This is a genomic window from Rhizobium sp. KNZ14-9A (assembly GCF_056755015.1).
Map to the genome: position 1 here is coordinate 688,752 of NZ_JBPGXB010000004.1, position 24,137 is coordinate 712,888.

The window sequence follows — 24,137 nt, forward strand, 5'->3', positions numbered from 1 at the left end:
GCGCAGTCATGGCCTGTACGATTGTGCGCATTGAGATCGGTGCCTGAAGGCCTGATGTGGTTAGGCAGGCGCCCCGATAATCGGTGGAACAATGTTGTTGACGGCGAGCTGTGTCAGCACGTCCGCACTGAGCGTTCCCCGAACGCCGGGATGGCGATGGCGGCCTTCCTCGGCATAGGAGTAGGTCTCTGCATCCGACGGACCGAATGTCATGAAAACCGCGACGCGGTCAGGCGTTCTGCCGAGCCGTCGAATGATCGATCGAGTCACGGTGAATGCCTTCTGAACGTCCAGGCGAAGCAGTGGCCCGATCCGCTCGAAGAATTTGCGCAGGCTCCTGTCAACCAGTGTCGGCATCTGCCCGGCGTGTTCGATACGCACGTCGAAGATGATTGCATCGCCCGCCCGTATCCCAAGGCCTTTCGCTGGCAGGCTTTGGACCAACCCCTTGAGATGGGATCTCGGTCGCACCTTCAATGTGGCTTTCGAGTTCTCGTCCTGGTCCTGCAGGTAGAATGCGATCTTGTAGACCCTGAAGCTCTCGTCCGAGAAAATACTTCCATCAACGCAGCGAGGATGGTGAGGGACGTCATTATGCCACGACGATGTCGTGTTGATCATGAGATCGCATTCGCCTGTAAGAACGACATCGAGCGGTTGCGTAATTTCCTTGAGGCGATTGAGGATCGTATCGGCAGTCATAAACTTGGCGACTTCGTCTACGACATACATGGCGTGAAGCTGGAATTTGCCGCCGTACAAATACTTGCCGCCGGACCTCAGATATTGTTTGGCAGCCCGCCGTAATCTTTCCACCTGCTCAGGCGTCAGGACATCCCTGATGACGATATAGCCATCAGAGGTCAAATCGTTCTGCAGCTGGTTGGTCATGCTCGGCGCCTTTGAAGGCTCTCTGGCCGGCACCCGCAATTCGTCTATTGAATTCACCCCTGTTGAATTCACCATAGTCTCTCTCCCCGGCTTTGTTGCGCTCAAACCTCCCCAGCTTTGGTCGCGCTAAAGTGACTGTCTTCTGCGACTGCGCGAAGGTCAAACCGCTATTTTGGGGTAACGCTTATCAAAAAGAGCAATCAGGCATACCCCGGGGATGCTGCCTTACTTCGAATATTGTATTTCATTCTATACAGAACGCAGAAATGTGAAGTCTTTCTACGTCCAATAGCTGCAGCTGAAAGTATGGAGGCAACAGGCTTGCCAGCATATTCTAGCTACAGTTTCAGTTGGCAAAAGCGTAGGTCATGAGAAATTCACCAGCAGACAGAAACCAAACTTCAGTCCTTGGTCCAAAGGATTCCCTGAAGTGGACGAATGTCCTTGGTGTTCGAGTTTCCGCAGTCAATCTCAAAAGCGCGACCGGACTTATTGAAAAGGTGATTGAAGACGGCAGGAAAGAATATGTGTGCGTTCGCGACGCACACGGTATCGTGCGGTGTCAAAAAGATCCCGAGCTTCGGTCCATCCATAACCGGGCGTTCCTCGTAACCCCCGACGGCATGCCGTTGGTATGGGCACTGAAACACGCTGGTCATGTGGAAAGCGACAGGGTCTACGGGCCTGATCTCATGTTATCCGTTTTCAATGCCGGCAGCTCCAAAGGCTTGCGGCACTTCCTTTACGGCGCGACAGCCGAAACGCTCGAGCAACTGCAAGCGCGCCTTCTGGCAAAATTTCCGCAAGCACGGATCGTTGGCTCCTATGCGCCGCCGTTCCGCCAACTGTCGGTGCAGGAGGAAACAGATATTGCCGACCGGCTCAATCGGTCGGGTGCCGATATTATCTGGGTCGGGTTGAGCACTCCCAAGCAGGAGCTCTGGATGGCGCGCATGCGCGACCGTCTGGAGGCACCGATGCTCATCGGTGTCGGCGCTGCCTTCGATTTCCACGCCGGCCTCAAGCGCCAAGCTCCAAGGATCATTCAAAGAAGCGGCTTCGAATGGGTGTTTCGTCTTTTATGCGAGCCGCGACGGCTGTGGCGGCGCTATGCGCTCGTCGTGCCGACCTTCATCTCACTGACTGCCTTCCAGAGACTGGGCCTTCGGAAGTTTCCGATCGAAGACGCCGTTTCTGGATTGGGTACGTCGGGACAAAGGCCGTAGAGGAGTAAAAGCATCATGTCCTCATTTGCGCCGTCAGCGATAACATCGGGTCCGTCGAAGACATCCGCCACAAATGACATGGCGTCGCGGGCAATTCCGGCAGGTTCCGTGCCACCGATAGCAGCCAGGTCTGCCGATCCCTTGGGGCAGTCAGGGCTGAATATGCCGATCGCACTGCGGCGCCGGCTTCCGCGGCTCGCAACGTCGTCATTCCTGGTTGCCGGCGACATTGCAAGCTATCTGGTTGCCTATTTTACTCTCCTGTCCTTTCTTCCCAGTGGTTCGGAGAGCACGGTTTTGGAGCGTGCTTTCACCCTCGCAGCGCTGGCTGCGATCGTCCTTTATGCATCGGCCGGCCTCTATCCCGGATATCGGCTGCACGACCACGAACATCTGCGGCGGCGCACGATGGCTGCCGTCAAGGTGGCTGTCCTGGCGGCATTCGGAGCAATCATCCTACCGGAAGGGGAACGGCTGCTGCTTGCCATCATTGGCTTCCTCGGCCTCGGGCTGATCGTTCAGCCATTCATGCATTGGTTCGCACGAGGCCTGTGCTGGAGACTTGGAATCTGGGGGGAGCGCGCGGTGATCATAGGGGGCCGCAATCTTCTCCCCACGCTCATGGCGCATTTCAAGGACCATTGGCAGTATGGCATCAGGCCGGAGCCCTTTTCCCCTGAGACGCCGGAAGCATCGCCCGATGGCGGGCCATCCATTGCCCTAATTGCGGGTGACGCGGGCGCGCTTGTACCCGACCTGGCGGCGATGCGCGGGAAGTTCGCCGAAGTCATTCTCCTGTCCGATACGCCGAGCCTCAAGGTCAGCGGCTTGCGACCTGCGGATGTCGGCGGAGAGATCGGTATTCGCCTCACCACCGGTGGGAGTTCGGTCAACACGGATCTGGTTCGCCGGATCCTCGATCTCGCAATCGCCGTCCCTGCAGCAATCGTGGTTGCGCCCTTCATCGCGATTGCGGCCGCCGCAATCTACGCCATCGATCCCGGACCCGTCTTCTTCCGACATGCCAGGGAGGGACTGTCTGGCAAGCCGGTGCACGTCCTGAAATTGAGGACGATGTACAGAGATGCCGAACAGCGCCTCGAGGCATTGTTCCGAGAGAACCCCACCATGCGGGCCGAGTGGTTGGCCCACTTCAAGCTCAAGGACGATCCGCGCGTCCTGCCGGTTATCGGACATCTCCTGCGCTCTTCAAGCTTCGACGAGCTCCCGCAATTGGCGAACATCATTGCAGGCGAGATGGCCATCGTCGGACCGCGTCCGTTTCCGGAATATCACCTCCTGGCTATGGACGGCGAATTTCGAAACAAACGCCGTTCCGTAACGCCGGGGCTCACAGGCCTTTGGCAGATATCCGAACGAAGCAATGCGGATATCGAGCTGCAGCAGCAACTCGACGAGTTCTACATCGACAACCGGTCCCTGTGGTTCGACTGCCAAATTCTTCTCAGCACAATTCCTGCGGTCTTCAAGCGCAGGGGAGCCTACTAACCATCCTCGTTTCTACGGGGCAACCATCAACAACGGAGCACACCAATGCACGGACAAAAGCGAATTATGGTAACCGGCGGCACCGGCTTTCTGGGATCATTTCTGTGCGAAAGGCTCTTGCGAGAAGGCAATGATGTTCTCGCCGTGGACAATTACTACACCGGCTCGCGCGACAACGTGCTGCATCTTCTCGACGACCCACGCTTCGAGATCCTTCGCCACGACATTACCTTCCCGCTTTATGTGGAGGTCGACGAGATCTATAACCTCGCCTGTCCGGCATCTCCGGTCCATTATCAGTTTGATCCCGTTCAGACGGTCAAAACCAATGTACACGGGGCAATCAATATGCTTGGCCTTGCCAAACGCACCAAGGCGAAGATCTTTCAGGCCTCCACGAGCGAAGTCTATGGTGATCCGGCAGTCCATCCTCAGCCCGAGGAATATCGAGGCAGCGTCAATCCCATAGGGCCGCGGGCATGTTATGACGAAGGCAAGCGGTGCGCCGAAACATTGTTCTTCGACTACCATCGTCAGTATGGCGTGGAAATCCGGGTGGCGCGGATCTTCAATACCTACGGGCCGCGCATGCAGACCAATGACGGCCGTGTTGTCTCCAATTTCATTGTTCAGGCGCTTCAAAACGAACCGATCACCATCTTCGGCAACGGCACGCAAACGCGTTCGTTCTGCTATGTGGACGATCTGATCGAGGGCTTCATCCGCCTGATGGGCGCGCCGGCCGGTGTCACAGGCCCGATCAATCTGGGCAATCCGGGAGAATTCCAGGTCCGGGAACTGGCCGAAATGGTCATCGAAATGACGGGCTCGAAATCAAGCATCGTTTACAAGCCTCTGCCGGTCGACGATCCGACGCAGCGCAAGCCGGACATCAGCCGCGCAAAACAGGACCTGGGCTGGCAGCCGACGGTGAACCTGCGTGAGGGGCTTGAGAAGACGATCGCCTATTTCGAGTGGAAGCTTTCTGGCGGAACCAGGAGCATGCCTGGCGTCCAGTCCCCGCAACCGGCTTACACCCATCTGCCTACCCCGGCCGTCGGCCTTCCTGTTCAGGAAGCCGTATCGATCGGGACGTGAACAGCAGCGTCGATCATAAGGCGAAGCTCGTTTTCTTTCGATGGGATGGTGCCGGAAACATGAATGTGCATAGCATACCAACAGGAGCAGCCCCTGTGGGCGCAAAACAACGGTTGGGGCCTATCGTCTTTGCGGTCGATGCGGCCTACGCCGTTCCCTTGGCGACCGCCCTTAGATCGGTCGCCGAGAACAACAGAAGCGCATGGCCCCTGGATATCCATGTCATTCATGAAGGAATAAGCGAAGAAACCAAGCGACGGATCTTTGATTCTCTGCCCGCAAACTCTGCCGTCATCCAGTGGCATCCCATCGGTACCTTGTCCTTCGCGAGCGGATTTTCCACTCGCCCCGGCGTCTCGAAGATGACCTTCGCAAGGATCCTTCTGCCGCAGTTCCTCCCGGAGACTTGCAACCGGGCTCTGTATCTGGATGGTGACATCCTCGTGCTGACGGCGCTCGAACAGTTGTGGAATATCGATCTGGGCGAGGCAGTGATCGGGGCCGTACCGGATTACTGGCTGGACAATGTGGTGAGCAGCGGCCGGGGTGCTACAGGCGGCGCTCGAGTTCGAGCGCTACTTCAACGCCGGCATTCTTCTTATCGACCTTGCAAGATGGCGAACCGAGCGAATATCGGAACGGTCTTTGGACTATCTCGATCGCTTTCCGACCACTGAATATTCTGATCAGGACGCTCTTAACGTCGCCTGCGACGGAAAGTGGAAAGTCCTGGACCGCGCCTGGAATTTTCAGTTCGAGCCTACGCAGGCGCTTGCTCGTATCACTCTCGAGCATAAGCCCGCGATCGTTCATTTCGTGACCAATGTGAAGCCCTGGAAATCAGGAAGCTTGAGCCCGAATGTCGCATTTTACGATACGTTTCGATCCCGGACCCGTTTTGCGCTCACGCGTCGGGAGCGCGTTCAGAGCGGCTTGAAGCGTGCAGGCTCCCGGCTGCTTGCCCGATCCGCCTTCTTGAGAGCTGCATGGTCTTGCACGAAGTCGGCGATACGGGCGCACGCTTCAACGTTGACGCGAGTGAAACGGGGAGTGAAGAACACATAAGAGCGAAAGCAAGCCGAATTCAGGGTGTCATGAAATGGCCCGAACGAAACGATTGCCTGCGGAGGAATAAGTTTGCAACGTGTTGATGTCGTAATTCCGTGTTACAACTACGCTCATTTCCTGCAGGAATGTGTTGAAAGCGTTCTTTCGCAAGCCAATGTCGATGTGCGCGTCCTAATTCTGGATGACGCCTCGCCAGACAACACGCCGGAAGTCGGAATGGCCTTGGCATCCCGGGACAAACGGGTGGCCTATAGGCGGCACACGGTAAACAAGCGCCACATTGCCACCTATAATGAGGGGATCGAGTGGGCCGGCGGCGACTTATTCCTGCTTCTTTCCGCAGATGATTATCTTTTGCCGGGCGCGTTGGGCCGCGCCGCGGAGCTTATGCACAATCATCCGGATGTAGGTTTCACGTTCGGGAACGCACTCATCGCTGAGTCAGATGGCATCATAACCAAGCGGGTCGATCCTCTCGGAGACAATAATGTGCCCGCCATACGGGTCTTGTCCGGTCCGCAGTTCATGCGGTTGAGCGGAGCAAGCAACCTGGTTCCGACGCCGACGGCCGTCGTGAGAACGACGCTGCAAAAGCAGGTCGGCGGCTACCATAAGGAACTGCCCCATGCCGGCGATATGGAGATGTGGCTGCGGCTCGCATCGCATGCCGGAGTGGGCTACATCAACGAAGATCAAGCAGTATACCGCAGACATGCTTCGAATATGTCGCTGCAATACTATGGACAAAGTATTCTTCCCGACCTTCGACAAAGAAAACAGGCTTTCGATATTCTGTTTCGCCAGGGCGCAGATAGCCTCAAGAAAGATGAGAAACTAAGACGCTTTCTTGCCAGAGATCTCGGGAAAGAGGCGCTTCGACTGGCCGGCATGGCGTTCAATAATTTCGATGTTGCCACAGCCGTGGCTATTCAGCGCTTCGCTCTGGAGGTTTCCCCCGAAGTGCGAAATTCATTGCCCTGGATGAAGTTGGTCTGCAAGCAAACCATTGGGCCCAAATACTGGTGTGCCTTGAATTCTATTGGGCGACGAGTTGCAGGATGAGTGGGGTTCATCTGGTTCATCCGCAGGGCACGGAAACAATAGCCGATGGTTGAGCGCTTGATCGCTGCCCACGCCAAAACGCGGATGTAAGGCAGAATCGGAGATCTTCGACAGTTTCGAACGCGCTATGGCGACGTCAGATATTCGGGTAAGCGACAGCGGGTCCGAGGTGCCGCAGCTTAAACAGAACCCGGTGGCCTTTTGGTCTGCGCCACCGGGATAAGTTAGAGCAAGAACGTGCTTGCGGCATGTGAAAAGCTCTGATCGGACGACGGTGTCAGCACAGCGTCTTATTTGCGCTGAAGCCGGAAATACCACCCTGAAACAGATCATTTAGCTTGAACACAACTTCCGTTCTGTTCGTTGCTTTGACCTTTTTCATGATATTGCGAACATGTACCTTGACGGTGCTTTCTCGCAGATTGAGCTCATAGGCGATGATCTTGTTCGCCTTTCCGCGCCGAAGTGCCTCTACGACTTCGGCTTGACGATCCGTGAAGATCCCGGCCAGCGGACGAGCGGTCGTATTGCTGGACTCCAGCAGGTGACGCATGGCGAATAGCGTGCTTGCAGGCACAAAAACGCCGCCCGCTACCGACAGTGCGATCAGCTCCATGCAGACGCTGATGCTTACCGAAGCGGGTATGTAGCCCTTGGCCCCGTATTCGATCGCCCTCACGATTTGGCCGAAATCGTCGCTGTCAGCCAATATGATGACTGGTATCGCCCCGAATTCCGCAGCAAGGCTCCTGATCTGCCCCGAAACAGAGGGCTCATCGATCTTCTTGCCGCCAATGTTCAGGAGGATTGCCGAAAGCGGCGGATATTCGTCGCATTTCTGCTTCCACTCCTCGACACTTCCGAATGCCAGTATAAGTAAATCCGTCTTGTAGGCGGCCATGCACTGCGCGAGGCATTGCCGATCAAGTTCACGGTTGTCGAGGATAACCAAAGAGTGCTTTGGCCTCGACTGTAAGCTCAAACCAGTAGAACTATTCTCTACCTTAAGTGGAAGAGCTACATTTTCCTGCCTAAGGTCTAAATTTGGTACAAGCGCTGAATTCACTGCTTCATCCTCCCCAGCCGAGTTTCTCTACGCCTCAACAACAACCGAACACTCAAGCCCTTCAGATATGAGGGTTTGGCAGCACTAAAGTAGGAACTAGATACCACAGTTCCTTTTATCTTAAACTAGCTAATATAGGCTAAAGGAGCAGATTAGTTCCATCGTAAGGTGTAAAGAGGACTTAATTCTTGGTATAAACTCATGCGATACTAGGTCATTCGCGGAGGGGTTGATTACGTTGCTCCTCGGTTACGGACGAACTGCTAAACGCATGAAAATAATGCTCACCCCCGGCGCATGATCGGGGCCGGTCCGCGCTTGCTCCATCACCAATGTTGATCGTTGGCTATGAACTTCGGCGTACATCGTCATAGGTAGATACGTCTTTAGGTGAATAAGCTTAGACGTTTTGTTTCTTTACTCCGATGGCGAAAACAATTCTCTTTGAATGGAAAGAAATATTTGTTTTTTCGAAATGAAACCTTGGGCGCAATCATATGGTTGACGGTTTCATTTAGAAATCCGGTTTGTAGAAGAGTAAGGGGTGCATGCGTATGATTGCATCAAACGTAAAGCTGGATGATAGCTGCGTCATCCATCATCGAGATCTCGTAAACCTCTATGGCTGCACGATCGGCGCGGGAACGCGCGTCGGCACTTTCGTCGAAATCCAGAAAAACGTCCTCGTCGGAAAAGACTGCAAAATCTCCAGCCACTCCTTCATCTGCGAAGGCGTGACGCTGGAAGACGGCGTTTTTATCGGCCACGGGGTGATGTTCACCAATGACACGTACCCGCGCGCCGTCAATGCGGATGGCAGTCTGCAGACCGAAGCAGACTGGGTTGTTATCCCCACGCTGGTCAAGCGCCACGCGTCAATCGGCAGCAATGCGACCATTCTGCCTGGCGTAACCATCGGAGAAGGCGCGCAGGTCGGCGCCGGGGCAGTTGTAACAAAAGATGTGCCTGCGGGCGCCATTGTCGCCGGTGTTCCGGCCAGGATTACCGGTCGCGTTCATGACCGGGCAGCTGACATGCAAGCGTCGGGAGGAATGCGATGATCGGTATTGCTGTTGTTGGATATGGGTATTGGGGCCCGAACCTGGTTCGCAACATCTCGGAAGCGGCCGGTGCGCAACTCATTTCAGTCTGTGATCTCAATGTCGAACGGTTGGCGGCTGTCAAAAGCCGCTACCCCGCAGTGACGATTACTGATGATTTTGAGGAAGTCCTGCGCGATCCGAGAGTGGATGCCATCGCTATCGCGACGCCGGTCTTCACCCATTTCAAGCTCGCAATGCAGGCTATGATGGCCGGAAAGCATGTCTTCGTCGAAAAGCCGATGGCTTCGACGACGGAGGAAGCCTCGCGGATGGTCGAAGAGGCCACACGCCGACGCCTCGTGCTGGCGGTCGATCATACCTTCGTCCACACAGGTGCCGTTCGCAAGATGCGCGAACTGGTCGAGAGCGGCTTGGGCGACATGTATTATTACGACTCGGTTCGCGTCAATCTGGGGCTTTTCCAGCACGATGTCAGCGTCATCTGGGATCTCGCGGTGCACGATCTCTCGATCCTGGACCATGTTGTGCAGGAAAGGCCGGTGGCTGTTTCAGCGACGGGCATGAGCCATGTACTCGGCGAGCCGGAAAACATCGCCTATCTGACGCTCTTCTTCGAAAGCAAGCTCATCGCTCACATCCACGTCAATTGGCTGGCACCCGTCAAGGTGCGCCGCACGCTGATCGGCGGCAGCAACAAGATGGTCGTCTACGACGATCTGGAGCCCAGCGAAAAAATCAAAGTCTACGACAAGGGCATCACGCTGAACCCGAATTCTCAGGCCTATGGCGAGAAGGTGCATCAGATGATGGTCGGCTACCGCAGTGGTGACATGTGGGCGCCCAAGCTCGATATGACCGAGGCATTGAAACGCGAACTGGATCAGTTCGTTGAGTGCATCGAGCAGAATTCGCGGCCCATCACGGACGGCCATGCCGGCCTGCGTGTCGTTCGCATTCTTGAAGCCGCAAGTCGGTCGCTCGCTCAGCGCGGCCGTATCATCGAGCTCGAAGAGGCGAGGCGCATTGCATGATCCCCTTTCTGGACCTCAAAGCACAATATCAATCCATCAAGAGCGAAATCGACGCCGCCGTGCTCGGCGTCCTGGCCTCGGGACAATACATACTGGGCGAGGAGGTCATCCGTCTTGAGCAGGAATTCGCAGATTATTGCAACGTCAAGCATGCGATTGCCGTCAATACCGGGACGAGTGCTTTGCATCTGTCCCTTCTTGCGGCGGGTGTCGGCCCTGGCGATGAAGTCATCACCGTGCCATTCACCTTTGTCGCGACGGTGTCGGCGATCTGCTACACAGGTGCACGACCTGTCTTCGTCGATGTCGAGCCCGTGACGCTCACAATGGATGCGGCCGAGCTCGAGGCGAAGATTACGTCCCGGACCAAGGCCATTATTCCCGTCCACCTCTATGGCCAGATGGCCGATATGGACGCGATCAAGGCGATCGCCGACCATTACCGGATACCGGTCATCGAGGATGCCTGCCAGGCACATGGAGCTTGCTACAAGGGCGCGCGCGCCGGCAGCATCGGCACATCCGGCTGCTTCAGCTTCTATCCGGGCAAAAACCTTGGCGCCTGCGGCGAGGGAGGTATCGTCGTCACGAACAGCGACGATCACGCCAAGACGATGCGCATGCTGCGTGACTGGGGTCAGGAGCAGCGCTATCACCATCTGCTGAAGGGCTTCAATTATCGCATGGATGCCATTCAAGGCGCTATCCTGCGTATCAAGCTCCGGCATCTCGAAGCCTGGACCGAGGCGCGTCGAACGCATGGTCGCCGCTACTCCTCGCTGCTTGCAGGATCGGCGCATTTAAAGACGCCTGTCGAGGCCGCGGAGCGGCGCCACGTCTACCACGTTTATGCCATCAGAAGCCGTGATCGCGATGCGCTTCAGCGCGTGCTCGCTGCAGAAGGCATTCAGTCCGGGCTGCACTATCCGATCCCCGTTCATCTGCAGAAGGCCCATACCGACCTTGGTTACCAAGCCGGTGATTTCCCGGTCTCGGAAGCCGCGGCACGGGAAGTCCTCTCGCTGCCGATCTATCCCGAGATGCCTGCGTGGCACGTCGATCAGGTGGCCGCTGCGCTGGAGTACGCCTATGTCAGCTAGTCGTGCAGGCGAGGCCAGGGTCGTGCAGGCGGTCCATGGCCGCCACGAAAGGCCGGCGGACCCTGCCTACCAGGCTGGGTTAGCCGAAGAACTCAGGCAATCATACGGGCGCGCTGGCCTGATCGAGCTCTACGGTCGCTTCGCCAGCGGTGACGGTGTCGTCGACACCCTGATGCGGAAAGCCATCTGGCAAGCGATTGCGCGCAGCTGCGGCACTGGACTGCAGGTCGCAGGTGGTGCCGGTTTCAAACATCCGGAGACCTTCGAAATCGGCAATGGCGTGTTCATCGGTGCCCAGGCCTATATCCAGGGGCGCTTCGACGGCACTTGCGTGATCGGCGACAATGTCTGGATTGGCCCGATGGCCTATTTCGACGCGCGTGACCTGGTCATTGAGGATTGTGTCGGCTGGGGGCCTGGCGCCAAAGTACTTGGCTCGACCCACACGGCACTGCCGGTTGACGTGCCAATCATCCGCACGGATCTCGAAATCAAGCCGGTCCGCATCGGCGCATGGGCCGATATCGGTACGAACGCGACCATTCTTCCCGGCGTGACGATCGGGAAGGGGGCAATCGTCGGAGCAGGCGCAGTCGTCGTCTCCGATGTCGAGCCGTTTTCAGTTGTCGCCGGTGTGCCGGCGAAGTTCATTCGCTGGCGCACGGAAGCCGATCCTGTGCTGGATATATCGCGTGGAGGAAGATCGTGAGAAATCAACGGGTGCTCATTACCGGCGGAGCCGGCCTGATCGGGTCTCATATTGCCGATCTCGTCGCATTGGAAAAACCGCGTGAGATCATCATCCTCGACAATTTCGTGCGCGGACGCCGGGACAATCTCAGCACGGCAATAGCCAGTGGGTCCGTTAACATCATCGAGGGAGATATCCGCGACAGAGCGCTTCTGGCAAAAGCCTTCGAAGGCGTCGACATCGTCTTTCATCAGGCGGCCATCCGCATTACGCAATGCGCGGAAGATCCGCGGCTCGCCTTCGATGTGTTGGCCGAGGGCACGTTCAATGTCCTTGAAGCCGCCGTCAAGGCAGGTGTGTCGAAGGTCGTTGCTGCCTCTTCTGCCTCTGTGCTGGGGCTTGCCGAGAGCTTTCCGACCACCGAAGCGCATCATCCCTACAATAACAGGACGATCTACGGGGCGGCCAAGACGTTCAACGAGGGGCTGCTTCGCAGTTTCGCGGACATGTACGGCCTGCGTTATGTGGCGCTTCGCTATTTCAACGTCTACGGGCCGCGAATGGACGTTTACGGCGCTTATACCGAAGTGCTGATCCGCTGGATGGAGCGTCTGGCCGCCGGAATGCCGCCGGTTGTCCATGGAGACGGTAGTCAGACGATGGACTTCGTCGATGCACGCGACATCGCCCGGGCAAACCTGCTGGCTGCGAAGAGCGATGTTACGGATGAAGTGTTCAATGTCGCGAGCGGCAGGGAAATAAGCCTCCTTGAACTCGCGCAGATGCTGAGCAGCATCATGGGGGTATCACTCGAACCGCAGCACAAAGAGGCTCGTGCGGTTAATGGCGTGACCCGTCGTCTTGCCGATATCAGCAAGGCCGAGAAACTCCTTGGATTCAAAGCGGAAATATCGATGGAACAAGGGCTTCGCGACCTCGTTGCCTGGTGGCAGCTGAAGACTGCCGCAGCAGGAGGTCAAGCTGCATGAGCCCGTCGCCGTCTACAATTCCGGTCGCCAAACCCGTTCTTGGAGAGGAGGAGGCGGAGGCTGCGCGCCGCGTTATTCTGTCAGGATGGGTGACGCAGGGGCCGGAAGTCGCTGCTTTCGAGAGCGAATTTGCCGCCTTTGTCGGTGCGGCGCATGCCTGCGCCGTTTCCAACTGCACGACTGCGCTGCATCTCGCCCTGAAGGCCGTCGGTATCAGTGCCGGCGATGAAGTCATCACGGTCAGCCATTCGTTCATCGCAACCGCGAATGCCATTCGGTATTGCGATGGGGTGCCTATTTTTGTCGACATCGAGGCGGATGGTTACAATATCGACGCCAGCCTGATCGAAGCCGCAATCACACCGCGCACCAAAGCAATTCTCTGCGTGCATCAGCTCGGCATGCCTTGCGATCTCCGCCCGATCGTGGAGATCGGCAAGCGCCTTCAGATACCGGTTATCGAGGATGCAGCCTGCGCGACGGGAAGCGAAATCCTCTGGGACGGGCGCTGGGAAAAGATCGGCAAGGCGCATGGCGACATTGCCTGCTTTTCCTTCCATCCCCGGAAGGTCGTCACGACAGGTGACGGCGGCATGTTGACTACGGCCAATCCCGAATATGACCGAAAATTCCGGCTATGGCGCCAGCATGGCATGAGCGTTACCGATACCGTTCGTCACGGCTCGAAACAGGTGATCTTCGAAGACTATGACGAACTGGGCTACAACTACCGTATGACTGACCTTCAGGCCGCCGTCGGACGCGAGCAATTGCGGCGTCTGCCGGGGCTGATCGCGCAGCGGAGGCTGCTTGCCGAGCAGTATCGTAAGCACCTGTCCGTGATATCAGCAGGGCTGTCGCCGGTGGAGCCACGTTGGGCTCGCAGCAACTGGCAGAGCTTCTGTGTGAGATTGCCTGAAACGGTCGATCAACGGGCGGTCATGCAAGCCCTCCTCGATCAGGGGATCTCGACGCGGCGCGGCGTGATGAACATTCATCTGGAGAGAGCCTATTCCGACCGGAGCTCGCATCGCGTTGCCACAAGCCTGATGCGAAGCGTATCAGCGCAACAGCAAACGATTATCCTGCCGCTTTATGCTCAGATGACGGAGCTCGACATCGCACGTGTTGTCGAGGCACTTCGCGGAGCGCTTGCTGAAGCCGTGACCGGTCATGCGAGTGTGCAACGCGATCTGGACGTCGCTCTCGCCTGACAGCGTTCTTGCATGACGCAATATTTGCGATGACGAACAATGCGCGTATCACCAGATGCGCGCATTGTTCGTTATGCAGACTTCGCAATCCATCCCCGGATGATTGCTGGCACGGATTCTGGCGGAAGCAGATCGACCAGCATGCGCAGCGAATAGAGCCCGGTGAGAGCCACAGCGACGGAGCCAATCGCCGTCGCCGGCCATAGCGGCAGGACCGAGAACGCCAGGAAGACCAATCCCGAGACAGGCAGGAAAAGCAAAGCGTGCCTGCGATTGCCGGTGGACCAGCGAAAACCGGTAACCTTCCGCACGATCACGTAGATCAGAATGCTGTGCCAGACATAGAGGCCGAAAAACGCCATGCCGGCTCCTGGCGTGCCGAGCAGCGATACGAAGAACCAGGCGAGCCCCACATGAACGACTGCGGCCGCCACCTCCGTCCAGAAGAAAATCGCCTGGGTACGCTTCGCCACGACAATGAAGCCCATTGGCCAGGAGATGATCCGGAGCATCATTCCAAGGCAAATCCAGCGCAAAAGATCCACGGCCCCGTGAAACTCCGCAGAATAGAACAGGCTCATCATGAGCGGCGCCAAGGTCAGCGTGGCGAGCAGACCGGGGCCGGCCAGCAACATGCTGATTTCCGCCTGTTCATTAACCAGCCGATTGCATTCGGCATCATTGTCCGCTGCTGCTGTCAGCCGTGGATAGAAATCCGTTCCCATAGCCTGCAGGATGAAGCCGGCGTAGAGGCCGCCAAGGCCCCAGGCTGCCTGATACAATCCCGCCGCCATGACGCCACCCTCCTTCAGCACGATGAGGCGGATGGCATAGGCTGCACCGAAGGTCAGAAGCCCGCTTGCCATGAAGACGAAGCCGAGCCTGAGCAGCGCCGACACTTCCCGGCCGAACTGGCGCGCGGGCATTGGCGAGGGATGCGGGTAGATCCGCCGGCTGTACCACCAGGTCGGAAGGATTGAGGCAGCCGCGATCACCACGAGAGACGGTGCGATCGCCTGCATGCCGAACAAATAGATCAGCGGGATGCTGACCGCCGTGCCGAAAAGCCCGGCAAGCACGTTGATGCGGGCAAGATCTGCAATGCCCCGCAGGCCCTGGATCATTGCAGTCTGCCCTGCGGAGACCAGTCGACAGAAGATTGCCAGCGACAACAATGCAATGCCACCGGCATGCTGGTGGTCGCCGAAAGTGAAATTCGAGACCGGGAATGCCAGCGCGGCGAGAAGGAGCGCACCAAGCAATGCGAGCACCAACGATATGCGTCTGAGCACTGTCGCCGATCGCGCGATCCTTTCTGCGTCATCGGTGCCCGCAGCTTCGGCAATCTGGCGCACGCCACTGCTTCCCACGCCAAGCCCGGCAATCGCCTGCGCGATATCGAGGATTGACCCGTAAAGGCCCATGAGCCCCACGCCTTCCGGCCCGAGCAGAACAGCCATGGCTTTGTTTCTGATAATGCTGAGTGCAACGTTCACGAGCGAAGAGCCGCCCATCAACATCGTCGACTTGAGGATCTGAGTATAGGTCTGGCTGCTGGGTGGGGTCATGCGCAAAGTCATCAGAAGCCCCAGCCGTTTATCCCGTGATGACGCTCAACCGCCCGCCGAAAGCGCGACTGCGGCACATGCTTTTCGCGCGTCACCGGCTCACCTGACTGATATGCGCCTCTGTCTGAGCAGGCAGCGAAGTGGCGTCCTCGGACGGCGCATCCGCGATGCGGGGCTGTGTTACCTTGACCACGTCACCCGGCGCCAGTTCCGTCGTTTCGGAGGCCTGGAACTGATTGACTTGTCCATTGTCCCGCCGGCTCACGGTGAATGTCAGCGGAAGTTCTTGACCGCTGTCACTCACGTTGCTGCCGTTGGAGAGTTCTTCAAGAAGCAGCTGTTGCGTCGTGTCGCGCTTCAATCTGAGCTGATCGAGGTTGGCCTTTTCCGCCTGCACCTCGGAAGCGACTTCGCTCCGGCGTGTGTCGGAAAGTCCCTCGAGATTGCGCGTCGTCTCGTTGATCGCCTGGCGACCCCGCATGATAGCAGTGACGAGGTCGAGCCGGTCGGAGCGATAGGTGGTGAGCAACCGTTCCAGATCCATCTGGCGTGAGGTGATCGTGAGCCCCTTCTCGACCAGTGTCTTGACGCTGGTCAGCTGCTCCTCGACCGACTGGATATTGTCATCCGAACCCTTCAGCTTCTCTTCCAGCGTATCGATTTCCGCCTTCAAGAGATTGCGCAATTCGACAAGCGCCGTCGACTGCCTGTCCAGCGCGCTTGCGCGAGCCTGAAATATGACCCTCTCCTCGTCATGGATACTGGCGGCATATTGCTGGTCGGCGGCGGGCGGCTGGTCGAAGCTTATCTCCTTTGCTCCGGCCATTTCCGCTTGCAGCCGCGCGAGCTTTGCGGAGCTGCGCAGCAGCGAATGGTCGATTTCCCGCAAGTCGCCGGCAAGCGTGATCGTCTGCGATCGTTGCCGTGCTCCCGGCCGCAGTGGGCCGCCGCTCATGGCCAGAGATTGCAGGACGCTAAGGCCGGAGCGAAACTTGTATTCCCCCGGCGTGGTTACGTCTCCCACGACATAAATGGACGGGTAGTCGAGAACATCGATGGTGACCGCAGGTGTCTGGGCCAAACCCATCTTTTCCTGCAGGCGTTTGGCAATCTCGTTGGTAAGGCCGGCATTATCCAGATTTCCAACGGACAGCGATCCCAGAAAGGGCAGGGAGACTGCGCCTTCATTCGAAATCGTATATTCGCCGCCAATCGCATCCCATCGCTCAAACTGGCCCTTGGACGGCATCCATTGGACGACCGTCAGACGGATTTTCGTTTGCGGAGCAAAGGGTGTGCTGTCGGCGAGAGTTGGCGACACAGCGCCGGTGAAAAAGACGAGTGCGCTGACGGCAAACGTCGCACGAAAGAACATGTGAGGAACGCGGTACGAAAGCTTCATATACATGTCCAGCCTGCAAAGCATCCTTAAACGGATACAGGTTCAATGCCTTAGGCGCTGCGCGCACCCCGAACACCGGGTCCGAGGCCGCAATACCAGTGTGCAGCCTGGCGAAGCCTTGAGGAAGATGAAGGCCGGATGCTTGGCTTCATCACTATTGATGAGACGGGGTAGGGTGCTTCAACCCAAATCGAACGGGAATATAAGTCCTCGGCTCACGAACGTCCGTTGGAAGCGGAGGGGTTAGGCGTCCCCACAGATTGGCGTCATAAGCCAGGAAATTCAATCAGATCGCATCCCGCTCCGTGCGCAGATTGGCGACGACGCGTCTGTTCTGCACCTTGCAGGAGCGTTGCGTGCAGTCGCGAACTTCGCGGTCCGCACCGTACCCCTTGGCCCACATGCGGTTGGCGTCGACGCCCTTCGATACGAGATAGGCCATGACGGCATCGGCGCGCTGCTGCGACAGGTTCTTCATTTTCGATTCCGAACCGGAATCATCGGCAAATCCCTGCAGTTTGATCAGCCAGGCCGGGTTCCTGTTCAGCCAGGCAGCCTGGTTGTCCAGCGTTGTCATGGCGACGGTATCGAGTTTGGCGGAATCTTGCGTGAAGTAGATCCGTCGGCCGATACTGAGGATGAAATCCTCTTCACTGCCAGCCTTGACGTTCTCGAAACCGGGAGCGGGATCGTTGGTCTGGCCGGTCAGCGGTGCTGCCGCAGGCTCCTCTACGGCGGCGATATCGGTGGTGGTGCAGGCCGTGAGCGCCAGAAGCATGGCCGAGGCGGCAAGACGCCTCGCATATGCGGTCAAAACAGACATCAGGGTGATTTCCTCATTCGACCGGGGTGGCCTGGCTGACCTCGGCGGCGGGCGCCTGGTCGGCAATATGCGGCAGAACCTGCACCGCGGTGCCGATCGGGCAACGCTGGTAAAGATCAATGGCGTCTTCGTTGAACATTCGAATGCAGCCACTGGAGGCATCCTTGCCGATGCTCCACGGTTCCAACGTGCCGTGGAAGCGATAGCCGGTATCGACGCCGTCACGCAGCAGGTACATGGCACGGGGCCCGAGTGGATTCTTCGGTGAGCCTCCCGCCACGAATTCCGGCAGTTCGGGATGACGCTTGCGCATCTCCGGAGGCGGGGTCCAGCGTGGCCAAAGCGATTTGTTGTCGATCGTGGCGCGGCCAAACCATTTGAAACCCTCGCGGCCGACGCCGACGCCGTAGCGAATGGCTGTCTTGTTCTCCATGATCACATAGAGAAAATGATGGCGCGTATCGACGACAACGGTGCCGATCGGCTCGCTGCTGAAATATTTGACAACTTGGCGGTGCCATTGCTTGTCGATCTTGGCGAAGTTGGTCGCTCGGAACGTGACGCCATTATCGACGGCAGTGCCGGCAAAATAGGAAGCCGCCTGGGCAAAAGCCGGTTTTTGTACCGCGCCGGTGCCGAGTAACGCCAATCCACCAAGCAGAATATCCCTGCGAGTCCACACCATCGGCCGTATCCCCCTCAAAGCCAAGCAGCGCGGTGCCAGTAAATCAGATTTTTCATTTGCCACAACACAAAACTCTTCTCATCCCCTAAAGACTGAGATGGAGTTGCTAATGTCCGGGGTCTGCGTTGCTCTGATCGTTACTCGGAGAGGACGGCGCTATGCCCACCTGCATAACATAGTCAGGAGGCGGCCAAGAACTGTGCGGCCTTGCGAAGTTGGATCCCGATTCCGTGTATCGAGCTGTTGATCAAACCGTCGCTCAACTCAGAAACTCCTTCAAATTCAATCTTGAAAAAAACATGCTAGAAATTGTCAAGTTTTTTTGATTTACCTCTCTCGTTGCGAAATATGCGGAATTTGCAATCCGGCGTTTGGCTGGCCTGCCGGTTGTTCATCTCCGCGTTTCTTTTTGGATATTGCTATGGGCATCAGGGAGGACGACCGGCGGTATGCGGTCTATGCGGCACATCGCTCCGACCTCATTCGATACGCTACGCCCATCGTCGGTTCGCGAGAGGAAGCGGAAGACCTCGTCCAGGAGGTCTTCATAAAATTCGTGCCGGAAGACGCGGCCACACCCCAGAAGCTGAAGGCGTACCTCTTCCGCATGGTGCGCAACCTCGCGCTCGACGTGCGCAGGCGCCAGAAGCGCGATTTGCGCGCCCGTCCGGAGGATACGCCATGGTGGGGGCTCCCCCTTGATGCGGGAACACCCGAGGAGAACGCACTCTTCTGCGATCAGGTCAGACAGGTCGAGGCGATCCTTTCGGCAATGCCGGAGCAGACGCGCGTCGCCGTGGAAATGCATCGTTTCGGCGGATACCGCATGGAGGACATCGCCAGCCACCTCGACATTTCGGTGGCTGGCGTCCACAGGCTGATCAAAGCCGCAATTGTCGAATTCGCCAAAAAAATGGGATGATCCGCTAAGAATCTCGAATCCGCGTGAAAAAAACGGACGAGATAAACGTCATTGTTCGTGAAGCGGTAAAACAGTGGGGATGCGACGTGGTTTGGCTACAGGAAAGACTGGGAACTGATGGCCGTCGAACCGGATAAAAGGCCTGATGTTTCGGACGAGGCGCTGGAGGCTGCGGCTGACTGGTTCCTTCTCCTGCAGGAAGGGCCTGAAGACGCTGAGCTCAAAGTGCGCTTCGATCGCTGGCTGAGCAGCGGTAGCGAACACCGCCTGGCCTGGGAGCGCACGAGGAAGGCATGGGCCGCGATGGGGCAGGTGGTCCCGGCCATGCGATCGCAGTGGGAGTATGCGCCAAGATCGGAGGTCCGGCCCGACATGCGCAAGCCGCCAGCGGCTCGGCATCGCGCATCATGGCGGCGGGTTGCCGTGGCGGCGGCGGTCGTGGCCGCGCTCTGTCTTGGGCTCGTCATTGCGCCCGGCCTTCTGCTTCGCCTAAGCGCCGACTATTCAACGTCCACGGCCGAGACCCGCACGATCACCCTTGAGGACGGCAGCACGGTAACGATGGCCGCCGCGACCTCGATAGCCTTGGGCTACAGCGACGGACGGCGGGGCATCAAGCTTCTTGCCGGTGAGGCGTATTTCGAGGTGGCGCCGGACAAGGACAGGCCCTTTATGGTGGAGGCAAATGGCGTCCGTGTCGAGGTGCTCGGCACGGCCTTCGATGTACAGCTCGCCGACGGGCTGACCAGCATTGCCCTCGCGCATGGTTCCGTTCAAGCATCTGTTGAGGGTTCGTCTGTGACCCGGCCCGAACGACTGGTGCCCGGAGATCTGCTGACCGTCGATCCGAACAGCGCGGTCATGACGAAGGACACGATCCCGGTCGACGAGATTGCCAATTGGCGCAATGGCGAACTCTATGTCGTCAACGCGACGCTCGGTTCGGTGATCGAGCAGATCCAGCGCTACCACCCGGCCTGGATATCGGTTCCCGACGCGACACTCGCCCGTCAGCAGGTCACGGGCTTCTACAATCTCAAGCAACCCGATCAGGCGCTGCGTGCGCTGGTCGAGCCTTATGGCGGGAAGGTCCGCTCAATATCCTCGCTCGCGCGTATCGTCAGCCGGTTCTAGAAAAAATTTGACTGTAATTATCAAGATTTAGCGGAATCCACTCAAAGACCTGAAAAAACTCTGAGCACTAATCGTCATTTCGTTGAAAGCGCCGGGCACGACATCGGCGCAAACGACTGGAGAGACGAGAGTGAGCATGCGGGTGAGGGTAGGGGTTTTGGGGTTCAACGGGACGCGCCAATCGGGCGGGCGCGTGCGGCGAGCGCGGTTGTTGGCGACAACGGCTTTCGTAATTTTATCGGTCGTGACCAGCGCTCACGCGCAGTCGACGCCGGCCGGTCAGGTACAAGCACAAGCGGCCACCGCACTCCCCTTCAATATCCCGTCCCAGCCCCTGGCGAGTGCAATCCGTGCGTTCGGGCGTCAGTCCGGCATGCAAATCACGCTGTCGTCGGCGCCGACAGGCTCAGTGAACACCAGCGCCGTCGTCGGCCGATTGACGCCTGCCGACGCGCTTCATCGAATGCTGTCGGGAACCGGAATATCGGCACATATTTCCGGAGATGGCGGCGCAGCGATGATCGGCAGCGCCGAGATCGTGAACGCCATTCCGCAGGAGGATGGTGTTACCCAGCTTGCTCCGATCGTCATCAAGGGCGGCCGGCGTGCAAGTTCCGGTTCGGGCTATCGCGGCACGCCCGACTGGGTCTACGAGGAGCCGGCAAGCGTCAGCGTTATTTCCAGGGAAGCTATTCAAAGCTCACCCGCCCGCAACGCGCGCGACCTGCTCGACACGGCCGCCGGCGTCTATGCCAACCGCTCCGAGGGGCAGAACCCCGGCGTCACGGTCAATATTCGCGGTCTTCAGGATCAGAACCGCGTCGTCACCATGATCGACGGGGCGAGGCAGAATTTTCAGCGCAACGGCCATGGATCAACGCAGCGAACCTATGTCGAAACTGCCTTCATCCGCGAAATCGACGTCGAAAAGAGCGGCACGTCGGGCGTTGGCGGAGCCGGCGCACTCGGCGGTTCGGTCAACTTCCGTACCGTCGAGGCCGATGATCTCATAGAGGACGGCCGCCAGTGGGGCGGCGAGGCAAACGCCACCGTCGGCACCAACGAGTTCCAGTTCGATGGGGCAAGCATGGCGGCGGTCAGACTGTCGGACAGCTTCTCGGTGCTCGGTGGCATCAGCCACAAGAAGATCGGCGCCTATGACATTGGCGAGAACGGCGACATCAAGCTCTATGACAGCTCCGTGCATGACGGAGCGGCGATCTTCACGGGGCAGGACTCCTACTCCTACCTGCTGAAGGCTGAGGCGGAACTCACCGACGATCTCGACACATCGCTGACCTGGCTTCGCAACGATTCCGATTTCAGCCAGGGCTCCTACAACAATGATGGCGACCTTGATGAGGACACGCAGCAGGTCCTGAACGATACTCTTACTAGCAGCCTTCACTGGGATCCGGACAGCGAGCTCATCGATCTCAACGCACGCCTCTGGTACAACCACACGCGAAACCGCGAGAAACGCTATGGCTCGGCCATCAACGACGACGGTTTTCCCGTCAATTACGCTCTCGGCACACTGGGTTTCAGCATCGACAACACCAGCCGCTTCGACACCTCGGCCGGTTCACTTTCGCTGAATTACGGTGTCGAAGCTTTCTTCGATCGCGGCAAGACGGAGACGCTCGAGGACTACTTCCTCAACGGCGTCGACATGACAGCCACCTATACCGGCACGACCCCATCAGGCGATCGCGATGTCTATAGCGCCTTTGCCAATGCCACCTTCGAGCATGACGATTGGCTGATGGCGCAGGCCGGCCTGCGCTACGACTACTACAATCTGTCGGGCGATGCATCGCTCTACGGCCTGGAAGTGAAGACCATCGATAACCGGAGATGCCGGTTGTACTTCCCTAATGGTGTGACCTGCCGGATCTGGACAGGCACCATCGATCGCGTGACGGTCTATCCGGAAAATGTCATCCCTGTCGACAATTCGGACGGCGCGCTGCTACCCTCCGCCATGCTCGCGGTCAAACCCGTCGACTGGCTGCAGCCCTTCGCCAAATATTCGCGCAGCTTCCGTCCCCCGACGATCATGGAAACCTTCCTGACGGGCGGTCATCCCGGCGTCAATCTCGTGGAAAACGCCCCCAATCCCGATCTCGTGGCCGAAGAAGGCAACACTTTCGAGCTTGGCGTGAATACCACCACCGACGGGCTTTTGTCCGCTGATGACAGCGTGCGCCTGAAGGCCGTCGGCTTTTATCGCGAGATCGAAAACTATATCGCGCTCGGGACAGTTCATCGCGCCGAAACGGGCCGCGACTACGCTTCTTATGTCAATGTCGACGGCACAACGCGCATGAAGGGCATCGAACTGGAGGCGAGCTACGACGCAGGCAAATGGTATGCCGGCCTTTCCTATACCTATCTGAAGACGGATTTCGGCACGAGCTACAACTACGACGGCACGAGCTACGAGATCGAGCCCTCGATCATTTTCGTGCCGCCGCGCAACAAGTTCACCATCGATGCGGGCATGCGGCTTTTCGACGACAAGCTGACGATCGGCGGTCGCGCCACCCATGTCGGCGGCACGTCACCCAACATCGGCGTGTTGGCGAGCAACTACGTCACCGAAGACTATTCGCTCTACGACATATACGGGTCCTACGCCTTCAACGACACCGTCAAGCTTCGCTTCGCCGTCAACAACGTCACCGATGTCGCCTACGTCCCGGCGCTCGGGACCATCAGTCTGCCCGGACCGGGACGCACGGCGACGGCATCGCTCAACTTCAAGTTCTAAGCAATTTCCCGGCCGGCAGGTCGCGGATCCGAGGTTCGTCGATCGACGGACAACCAACCATCAATGGAGAAAGACAATGAGTGTAGGAATTCAGGTCCCCGCCGGTGCGCCCGATTGGGTCAACTATCTCGAAACCACGTGGCTCAACTCCTTCTCATATCGCAGCCATGGCTCGTTCAGCCCGGGCTCGGCGCCTTATGACCAGTGGGTCGCCGGCAACGCCGGTACCGCCCAGTCGGGCGTCATTCTCAATGGCGATTTCAGCTATATTCCGCCGGGAGGCTTCGTCGGCTCGCTCGACACGCTGGAATTCGGCTCGCATCTGACCGGCAGCACGACCGCCGGCTACGATCTCAGCACCGTGCTGACGCTGGACCTGTCGGATGCCACAGCCTCGACCGCGTTCACCTATGCGATCTACTACCTCTCCAACTTCGCCGACCTGACGCATCTCTACGATTATCTCGGCGAACAGGGTACGACGCAGACCGGCAATAGCGGCGGCCTCGGCGAGACCCTCTACAGCTTTGCTGGCGACGATGCGCTGACAGGCGCCGGTGCGAGCGACTTCGACACCTTCTACTATCGCGCCGATCTGAATGCCGGCGGATGGGGCGACGACACCGTCACCGACTTCGTTGACGGCAACGACCTGATCGTTCTCGACGGTTATGGCTGGGATGATTACAGCGACTTCGTCACGGCTGGCGGCAGTATTTCCGGCTCGACGATCTCCTACGCCCGGAGCAGCATCGATGTCGCTTTCGCCGGCGGCGGCACGCTTGACAGCTCCGATCTGATCTTCGTCGCGTGATTGGCCG

22 protein-coding genes are annotated in these 24,137 nt (G+C 58.2%); 16 read left to right on the forward strand and 6 right to left on the reverse strand.

Annotation, left to right across the window (positions count from 1 at the left end; all coding sequences use genetic code 11):
- Nucleotides 1-60 precede the first annotated feature (60 nt).
- Nucleotides 61-891: a phytanoyl-CoA dioxygenase family protein gene (locus tag ACR9ZQ_RS33490; RefSeq protein ID WP_310388926.1), complete on the reverse strand. Its 831-nt coding sequence runs from the start codon at nucleotides 889-891 to the stop codon at nucleotides 61-63.
- Nucleotides 892-1,259: 368 nt separating this feature from the next.
- Here ACR9ZQ_RS33490 and ACR9ZQ_RS33495 point away from each other — a divergent pair, with 368 nt between their 5' ends.
- From ACR9ZQ_RS33495 to ACR9ZQ_RS33520, 6 genes are all read left to right on the forward strand, one after another.
- Nucleotides 1,260-2,117: a WecB/TagA/CpsF family glycosyltransferase gene (locus tag ACR9ZQ_RS33495; protein ID WP_310388928.1), complete on the forward strand. Its 858-nt coding sequence runs from the start codon at nucleotides 1,260-1,262 to the stop codon at nucleotides 2,115-2,117.
- Nucleotides 2,118-2,132: 15 nt separating this feature from the next.
- A complete protein-coding gene (locus tag ACR9ZQ_RS33500; RefSeq protein WP_481429851.1) occupies nucleotides 2,133-3,626 on the forward strand; it encodes a sugar transferase in 1,494 nt (497 codons plus the stop codon).
- Between the two features lie 45 nt (nucleotides 3,627-3,671).
- Complete coding sequence (locus ACR9ZQ_RS33505) at nucleotides 3,672-4,724, forward strand: UDP-glucuronic acid decarboxylase family protein (RefSeq protein ID WP_481429852.1); 1,053 nt, start codon at nucleotides 3,672-3,674, stop codon at nucleotides 4,722-4,724.
- Between the two features lie 95 nt (nucleotides 4,725-4,819).
- Nucleotides 4,820-5,401 (forward strand): glycosyltransferase family 8 protein, encoded by a 582-nt coding sequence (locus ACR9ZQ_RS33510; protein WP_481429853.1) that lies wholly within the window; start codon nucleotides 4,820-4,822, stop codon nucleotides 5,399-5,401.
- Entirely contained in the window at nucleotides 5,355-5,789 is a 435-nt protein-coding gene (locus tag ACR9ZQ_RS33515; protein WP_481430968.1) for a glycosyltransferase, read from the forward strand. Before ACR9ZQ_RS33510 ends, ACR9ZQ_RS33515 begins: the two co-directional genes overlap by 47 nt.
- A 72-nt stretch (nucleotides 5,790-5,861) precedes the next feature.
- Nucleotides 5,862-6,854 carry a glycosyltransferase gene (locus ACR9ZQ_RS33520; protein ID WP_481429854.1) on the forward strand — a complete coding sequence of 331 codons (993 nt, stop codon included), beginning with the start codon at nucleotides 5,862-5,864 and terminating at the stop codon, nucleotides 6,852-6,854.
- 277 nt (nucleotides 6,855-7,131) lie between these two features.
- Here the strand turns inward: ACR9ZQ_RS33520 and ACR9ZQ_RS33525 are convergent, their stop codons facing one another.
- Nucleotides 7,132-7,920 carry a response regulator transcription factor gene (locus ACR9ZQ_RS33525; RefSeq protein WP_113321733.1) on the reverse strand — a complete coding sequence of 263 codons (789 nt, stop codon included), beginning with the start codon at nucleotides 7,918-7,920 and terminating at the stop codon, nucleotides 7,132-7,134.
- Nucleotides 7,921-8,474: 554 nt separating this feature from the next.
- On the opposite strand from ACR9ZQ_RS33525, the gene ACR9ZQ_RS33530 reads away from it, so the two are divergent.
- The 6 genes from ACR9ZQ_RS33530 to ACR9ZQ_RS33555 are packed head-to-tail and all read left to right on the forward strand — an operon-like array spanning nucleotide 8,475 to nucleotide 14,009.
- Nucleotides 8,475-8,981, forward strand: a complete 507-nt coding sequence (locus ACR9ZQ_RS33530; RefSeq protein WP_481430969.1) for an acyltransferase — start codon at nucleotides 8,475-8,477, stop codon at nucleotides 8,979-8,981.
- Entirely contained in the window at nucleotides 8,978-10,015 is a 1,038-nt protein-coding gene (locus ACR9ZQ_RS33535) for a Gfo/Idh/MocA family protein (RefSeq protein ID WP_007813020.1), read from the forward strand. Before ACR9ZQ_RS33530 ends, ACR9ZQ_RS33535 begins: the two co-directional genes overlap by 4 nt.
- On the forward strand, nucleotides 10,012-11,115 hold the full coding sequence (locus tag ACR9ZQ_RS33540; RefSeq protein ID WP_481429855.1) for a DegT/DnrJ/EryC1/StrS family aminotransferase: 1,104 nt from the start codon (nucleotides 10,012-10,014) through the stop codon (nucleotides 11,113-11,115). The genes ACR9ZQ_RS33535 and ACR9ZQ_RS33540 overlap by 4 nt, the downstream gene beginning before the upstream one ends.
- Nucleotides 11,105-11,824 carry an acyltransferase gene (locus ACR9ZQ_RS33545; RefSeq protein ID WP_310388942.1) on the forward strand — a complete coding sequence of 240 codons (720 nt, stop codon included), beginning with the start codon at nucleotides 11,105-11,107 and terminating at the stop codon, nucleotides 11,822-11,824. Before ACR9ZQ_RS33540 ends, ACR9ZQ_RS33545 begins: the two co-directional genes overlap by 11 nt.
- On the forward strand, nucleotides 11,821-12,795 hold the full coding sequence (locus tag ACR9ZQ_RS33550) for an NAD-dependent epimerase/dehydratase family protein (protein WP_310388944.1): 975 nt from the start codon (nucleotides 11,821-11,823) through the stop codon (nucleotides 12,793-12,795). Before ACR9ZQ_RS33545 ends, ACR9ZQ_RS33550 begins: the two co-directional genes overlap by 4 nt.
- Nucleotides 12,792-14,009 carry a DegT/DnrJ/EryC1/StrS family aminotransferase gene (locus tag ACR9ZQ_RS33555; RefSeq protein WP_481429856.1) on the forward strand — a complete coding sequence of 406 codons (1,218 nt, stop codon included), beginning with the start codon at nucleotides 12,792-12,794 and terminating at the stop codon, nucleotides 14,007-14,009. Before ACR9ZQ_RS33550 ends, ACR9ZQ_RS33555 begins: the two co-directional genes overlap by 4 nt.
- 71 nt (nucleotides 14,010-14,080) lie before the next feature.
- Here the strand turns inward: ACR9ZQ_RS33555 and ACR9ZQ_RS33560 are convergent, their stop codons facing one another.
- The 4 genes from ACR9ZQ_RS33560 to ACR9ZQ_RS33575 all read right to left on the reverse strand — a co-directional run bounded on the left by ACR9ZQ_RS33560 (nucleotide 14,081) and on the right by ACR9ZQ_RS33575 (nucleotide 18,487).
- Nucleotides 14,081-15,589 (reverse strand): O-antigen translocase, encoded by a 1,509-nt coding sequence (locus ACR9ZQ_RS33560; RefSeq protein ID WP_481429857.1) that lies wholly within the window; start codon nucleotides 15,587-15,589, stop codon nucleotides 14,081-14,083.
- Nucleotides 15,590-15,668: 79 nt separating this feature from the next.
- Nucleotides 15,669-16,979 (reverse strand): polysaccharide biosynthesis/export family protein, encoded by a 1,311-nt coding sequence (locus ACR9ZQ_RS33565; RefSeq protein WP_481429858.1) that lies wholly within the window; start codon nucleotides 16,977-16,979, stop codon nucleotides 15,669-15,671.
- Nucleotides 16,980-17,265: 286 nt separating this feature from the next.
- The gene (locus ACR9ZQ_RS33570) at nucleotides 17,266-17,802 is read right to left on the reverse strand and encodes an OmpA family protein (protein ID WP_310388953.1); all 537 of its coding nucleotides are present in this window, start codon (nucleotides 17,800-17,802) and stop codon (nucleotides 17,266-17,268) included.
- 13 nt (nucleotides 17,803-17,815) lie between these two features.
- Nucleotides 17,816-18,487 (reverse strand): L,D-transpeptidase, encoded by a 672-nt coding sequence (locus tag ACR9ZQ_RS33575; RefSeq protein WP_310388955.1) that lies wholly within the window; start codon nucleotides 18,485-18,487, stop codon nucleotides 17,816-17,818.
- A gap of 421 nt (nucleotides 18,488-18,908) precedes the next feature.
- Between ACR9ZQ_RS33575 and ACR9ZQ_RS33580 the strand changes: the two genes are divergently transcribed.
- The 4 genes from ACR9ZQ_RS33580 to ACR9ZQ_RS33595 all read left to right on the forward strand — a co-directional run bounded on the left by ACR9ZQ_RS33580 (nucleotide 18,909) and on the right by ACR9ZQ_RS33595 (nucleotide 24,130).
- Complete coding sequence (locus tag ACR9ZQ_RS33580) at nucleotides 18,909-19,409, forward strand: RNA polymerase sigma factor (protein WP_310388957.1); 501 nt, start codon at nucleotides 18,909-18,911, stop codon at nucleotides 19,407-19,409.
- 117 nt (nucleotides 19,410-19,526) lie between these two features.
- Entirely contained in the window at nucleotides 19,527-20,543 is a 1,017-nt protein-coding gene (locus ACR9ZQ_RS33585) for a FecR family protein (protein ID WP_481429859.1), read from the forward strand.
- 373 nt (nucleotides 20,544-20,916) lie between these two features.
- The gene (locus tag ACR9ZQ_RS33590; protein WP_481429860.1) at nucleotides 20,917-23,316 is read left to right on the forward strand and encodes a TonB-dependent receptor; all 2,400 of its coding nucleotides are present in this window, start codon (nucleotides 20,917-20,919) and stop codon (nucleotides 23,314-23,316) included.
- A 76-nt stretch (nucleotides 23,317-23,392) separates the two neighbouring features.
- Nucleotides 23,393-24,130, forward strand: coding sequence for a hypothetical protein (locus ACR9ZQ_RS33595; protein WP_481429861.1), 738 nt, complete (start codon nucleotides 23,393-23,395; stop codon nucleotides 24,128-24,130).
- The last annotated feature ends 7 nt before the right edge of the window (nucleotides 24,131-24,137 follow it).

What these genes read in the sequence shown, in the direction of transcription:
- ACR9ZQ_RS33565 (WP_481429858.1), bottom strand. Translation starts at nt 16,979, where the DNA reads ATGAAGCTTTCGTACCGCGTTCCTCACATGTTCTTTCGTGCGACGTTT.
- ACR9ZQ_RS33570 (WP_310388953.1), bottom strand. Translation starts at nt 17,802, where the DNA reads ATGTCTGTTTTGACCGCATATGCGAGGCGTCTTGCCGCCTCGGCCATG.
- ACR9ZQ_RS33545 (WP_310388942.1), top strand. Translation starts at nt 11,105, where the DNA reads ATGTCAGCTAGTCGTGCAGGCGAGGCCAGGGTCGTGCAGGCGGTCCAT.
- ACR9ZQ_RS33575 (WP_310388955.1), bottom strand. Translation starts at nt 18,487, where the DNA reads ATGGTGTGGACTCGCAGGGATATTCTGCTTGGTGGATTGGCGTTACTC.
- ACR9ZQ_RS33500 (WP_481429851.1), top strand. Translation starts at nt 2,133, where the DNA reads ATGTCCTCATTTGCGCCGTCAGCGATAACATCGGGTCCGTCGAAGACA.
- ACR9ZQ_RS33530 (WP_481430969.1), top strand. Translation starts at nt 8,475, where the DNA reads ATGATTGCATCAAACGTAAAGCTGGATGATAGCTGCGTCATCCATCAT.
- ACR9ZQ_RS33595 (WP_481429861.1), top strand. Translation starts at nt 23,393, where the DNA reads ATGAGTGTAGGAATTCAGGTCCCCGCCGGTGCGCCCGATTGGGTCAAC.
- ACR9ZQ_RS33540 (WP_481429855.1), top strand. Translation starts at nt 10,012, where the DNA reads ATGATCCCCTTTCTGGACCTCAAAGCACAATATCAATCCATCAAGAGC.
- ACR9ZQ_RS33535 (WP_007813020.1), top strand. Translation starts at nt 8,978, where the DNA reads ATGATCGGTATTGCTGTTGTTGGATATGGGTATTGGGGCCCGAACCTG.
- ACR9ZQ_RS33590 (WP_481429860.1), top strand. Translation starts at nt 20,917, where the DNA reads ATGCAAATCACGCTGTCGTCGGCGCCGACAGGCTCAGTGAACACCAGC.
- ACR9ZQ_RS33490 (WP_310388926.1), bottom strand. Translation starts at nt 891, where the DNA reads ATGACCAACCAGCTGCAGAACGATTTGACCTCTGATGGCTATATCGTC.
- ACR9ZQ_RS33555 (WP_481429856.1), top strand. Translation starts at nt 12,792, where the DNA reads ATGAGCCCGTCGCCGTCTACAATTCCGGTCGCCAAACCCGTTCTTGGA.
- ACR9ZQ_RS33495 (WP_310388928.1), top strand. Translation starts at nt 1,260, where the DNA reads ATGAGAAATTCACCAGCAGACAGAAACCAAACTTCAGTCCTTGGTCCA.
- ACR9ZQ_RS33580 (WP_310388957.1), top strand. Translation starts at nt 18,909, where the DNA reads ATGGGCATCAGGGAGGACGACCGGCGGTATGCGGTCTATGCGGCACAT.
- ACR9ZQ_RS33560 (WP_481429857.1), bottom strand. Translation starts at nt 15,589, where the DNA reads ATGACTTTGCGCATGACCCCACCCAGCAGCCAGACCTATACTCAGATC.
- ACR9ZQ_RS33505 (WP_481429852.1), top strand. Translation starts at nt 3,672, where the DNA reads ATGCACGGACAAAAGCGAATTATGGTAACCGGCGGCACCGGCTTTCTG.
- ACR9ZQ_RS33585 (WP_481429859.1), top strand. Translation starts at nt 19,527, where the DNA reads ATGGCCGTCGAACCGGATAAAAGGCCTGATGTTTCGGACGAGGCGCTG.